The organism is Paenibacillus sp. PDC88 (genome assembly GCF_900106725.1).
GTDB classification, from domain to species: Bacteria; Bacillota; Bacilli; order Paenibacillales; family Paenibacillaceae; genus Paenibacillus; species Paenibacillus shunpengii.
Window position 1 is genome coordinate 1 of the sequence record NZ_FNNT01000027.1, and the last position, 3,778, is coordinate 3,778.

At 38.0% G+C, this 3,778-nt stretch carries 4 protein-coding genes; 1 reads left to right on the forward strand and 3 read right to left on the reverse strand.

Annotation, left to right across the window (positions count from 1 at the left end):
• Together BLW49_RS28355 and BLW49_RS28360 are read right to left on the reverse strand one after the other, a co-directional pair.
• Window positions 1–332 (reverse strand): LLM class flavin-dependent oxidoreductase (locus tag BLW49_RS28355; protein ID WP_143042178.1); only part of this gene is annotated, 332 nt, incomplete at its 3' end.
• 194 nt (window positions 333–526) lie between these two features.
• Complete coding sequence (locus tag BLW49_RS28360) at window positions 527–1,615, reverse strand: NAD(P)-dependent alcohol dehydrogenase (RefSeq protein WP_090728271.1); 1,089 nt, start codon at window positions 1,613–1,615, stop codon at window positions 527–529.
• 182 nt (window positions 1,616–1,797) lie between these two features.
• Between BLW49_RS28360 and BLW49_RS29585 the strand changes: the two genes are divergently transcribed.
• Entirely contained in the window at window positions 1,798–1,881 is an 84-nt protein-coding gene (locus BLW49_RS29585; protein WP_371264637.1) for an IS3 family transposase, read from the forward strand.
• A gap of 125 nt (window positions 1,882–2,006) precedes the next feature.
• On the opposite strand, the gene BLW49_RS28370 is transcribed toward BLW49_RS29585, so the two are convergent.
• Complete coding sequence (locus BLW49_RS28370; RefSeq protein WP_090728273.1) at window positions 2,007–3,485, reverse strand: Lsa family ABC-F type ribosomal protection protein; 1,479 nt, start codon at window positions 3,483–3,485, stop codon at window positions 2,007–2,009.
• Window positions 3,486–3,778 lie beyond the last annotated feature (293 nt).

Below are 3,778 nucleotides of genomic sequence, written 5' to 3' on the forward strand. Positions count from 1 at the left end.
AGATCAATCGTTGCAAAATCTTCGTACACCCTGACTGGATCAGAGGTGCTTATTATTGTAGATGAGCTGCCTATTTTCATTGTAGTTGTAGCCTGGGCTATGGCTGCCAGGACAACACTGTGGGCCTGAGTTGCAAAATATTCCTGATGGCTCTCTCCAACACTAAAAAATTCAATGCCTGCTTGTTCTGCAAGCTTCGCCAATTCAATGATTTCCTGTATACGCTGTTTGGCTGATATCCGCTTTCCCGTTTCAGGATTTGCTAGATGATCCCCCAATGTATATAGTCCAAACTCTAAACCGTTGTTTGTATCAATCCGGTATTGTTCCATGTTCATCCTCTTTTCGCTCTTGTGAAATCTATGTTCTACTAATAAATCATCGTTAATATATTTTTGTTAGTTACTATATTAAGTATATTTAATCATGTAACTCCTGTCAACTTTGATGCTGGGACAAGAACTTGTGCCGATAAGATAAAAAAAGCCGCTAAAATAGCGACTTCGATGCTCCTTATTGGTTATGTCTAGCTAATTTTTACTATGGGTTTAATGGCCAAACCTTTTTTAGAATCTTCAAATGCCTCGTTTATTTCTGCGAAGTCATAGAATTTTACTAATTTATCAAATGGAAATTGACCTGCTCTGTAGTAATCAATTAATTGTGGAATAAAAACATTGGGCACTGAATCACCTTCGATTACACCCATCATTGTTTTTCCTTCAGCCATTAGATCATTATGCACATCAATGTTCATTTCTGGTGTAAAACCAACAATCGCAGCAACGCCTAGTGGACGTAACGCTTGTAAACATTGACGGACAACGGGTGGAACGCCTGTTGTATCGACAGCGTAATTTGTACCACCGTTTGTTAATTTTTTAATTTTTTCCACAACATCCACTTTTGTTCCGTTGTATGAATGAGTTGCACCAAGCTCTTTCGCTAGCTCTAAGCGTGAATCGTGTACATCAACGACAATAATCGTTTTGCATCCTACAATTTTTGCGGCCATAATAGCACTTAGACCCACTGCACCTGCACCATATACGGCAATTGTGGAGCCGAATTCAGGCTTAATTTTATTTAAAACAGTACCTGCACCTGTTTGAATCCCACAGCCTAGAGGGCCAAGTAATGCAAGATCCACATCTTTATCTACTTTGACAACATTGCGCTCATGAGCAACGGCAAATGTACCAAATGAAGATTGACCGAAGAATGTTGAGAGTTGTTGACCATCTTTTGATAAACGATGTGTGTGATCGTCATGCATGCCACCAAAGTTTAAGTCATTAAACGTTTCGCAAACTGTTGGGTGACCTGTTAAACAGTTATCGCAATGGCCACAATGTGCGAATGATAATACAATATGATCACCTTTTGCTAAACGTGTAACTCCTTCACCAACCGCCTCTACAATACCTGCACCCTCATGTCCAAGTACAGCCGGCAGCGGTGTGATTGCTGCATCACGTGCTACTGCGTCTGTATGACAAACACCTGTAGCAACGATTTTCACTAACACTTCATTTGCTTTTGGAGCTGCTAATTCTACTTCTTCAATTTTGAATTCTTCTCCCTTACCGTGAGTAACAGCTGCTTGAATTTTCATGGTTACCTCCTAGAAATTGATAACTCAATCAAATACCTTAAATGAGTTCATAAAACTAAGTTATCCAAACAGCGATAATATATTCACGTGACGTCTCATGCATACCACGACATGCTGCCACAGGTTGGCGCCCAAATCAGCATGTCACAATCGAGGAAGCACAAAGAAGAATTGAAGAGTATATCCGTTTTTATAATGAAGAGCGAGCGCAACGTAAACTAAATAAGCTGACTCCTGTTAAGTGCAGGAATCAGCTTGTAGCCTAGGTGTTTTTTACATTGTCTACTGTAAGGGGTCTTGACCAGACTCCCTCTAGGGGAGTCTTTATGTTTACTATTATTTCAGGTTTTTTGATGACTTATTACATCATGCCGCCAACGGCCCTTTTTTGTTACATTTTTATTGTTTTTGTAGCAATTCTCTTTTGGAAGGCATGGTCATGTTCCACAAAAACCATCGTCGGTTTAAAGGTTTGGACAAGCTCTTCAATCTGCATGCGTGAGTAAATATCAATAAAATTTAATGGTTCATCCCATATATACAGGTGCGCTTTTTCACATAAACTCTTTGCGATTAGCAGCTTTTTCTTCTGTCCACCTGAATAATTGGATATATCTTTTTCGAACTGAATGCGGTCAAAATCCATTTTTCTTAAAATGGATTTAAATAACGTTTCATCAATCTGATGTTCCTCAATAAAATCCGATAACATCCCCTTTAAATGCGAGGTATCTTGTTGAACATAAGAAATGATGAGACTGGAACCTATATTCACCGTGCCTGTATGCTGAATTGAATGGCCTAGAATTAATTTTAAAATACTACTTTTCCCACTGCCGTTCTTCCCGTCCAATACAATTCGATCTCCTGGTTCGACATTAAAACTTATGGGTGAATTCACCATTTGGCCGTCATACATGACAGACACATCAGTTAATTGAACAAGCTCCTTTGATTTGTATTCCAAAGGTTCTAACTGTAAGGATTCCGTCTTTTCAACGTTTTTTAAGAGCTTCGATTTTTCTTCAATCGCCTTTTGCTGCCGAGCTTCCAGATTTTTTGAGCGCTTCATCATTTTTGCAGCTTTATGTCCAACGAATCCTTTGTCTAATTTAGATCCTGAATTCGTTGTTCCGTTTTTTGAAGCTTCGACTTGATTAGACCAGCCTGCTGAACGTTTTGAAGATTGTTTTAACCTTCCGATATCCTTTTGCAAGCGTTCATTTGTTGCTTCTTCATGATCTTGTTGGCGATCAAAATTCAGTTTCCAAGACGAATAATTCCCACTTTGGACATCTATGTTTGCTCTATTTATAGACAAAATATGATCAACGCAGCCATCTAAAAACTGACGGTCATGCGAGATTAAAATAAATCCTTTTTTTCTCCTTAAATAATCAGAGACCATCTTACGAGCTTCCGTATCTAAATGGTTTGTGGGCTCATCAATTAACAAGAATTGTCCTTCATTCAAAAAAAGAGCGGCAAGTAAAACCTTGGTTTGCTCACCGTTCGATAAGGTCTCAAACGGGCGGTACATCGCTTCTGAATCAACATCTAAATAAGCGATCTCTCTAAGAAATTCCCAGTCTTCCGCTTGAGGGCAGATTTCTTCAAGAATTTCATAGGTATATTTACTTTTATCTTTGACGGGATAGGGGAAATAATTAAATTCCACCGAAGAACTTATTTTTCCGATGTATTCGTACTTCCCGAGTAATAAATTGAAAAAAGTTGTTTTCCCTCGTCCGTTCCTGCCTATGAAGCCTAGCTTCCAATCTGTATCGATCTGAAAGCTTACATCTTCAAAGATATTATCGAAACTGCTCGGATATGAGAAAGACAAATTTTGAACTTGGATTATTGACATATTTAAATCCTCCTTTGTATATCATCCTTTCTTATGATTACAAAGTCGGTATATCCATCCGTATTACTTTACTCCGTATAAGTTTGATGGAGTATATCGACTTATACGGAGCATTACATGCGTAACATCCAATTCTATAGCCATGTTATCTCTCCTTTTCAATAGGATTTCCAATTGGTTTCTTGTATTATAAAAACAGGGTCTTCGGAATATATAGTGGAATTACTATTTTAATAATTTAAAAACAGTTAGTGTTAAATCGGATTATTTAGTGGAATACTAAGGAAAATAAT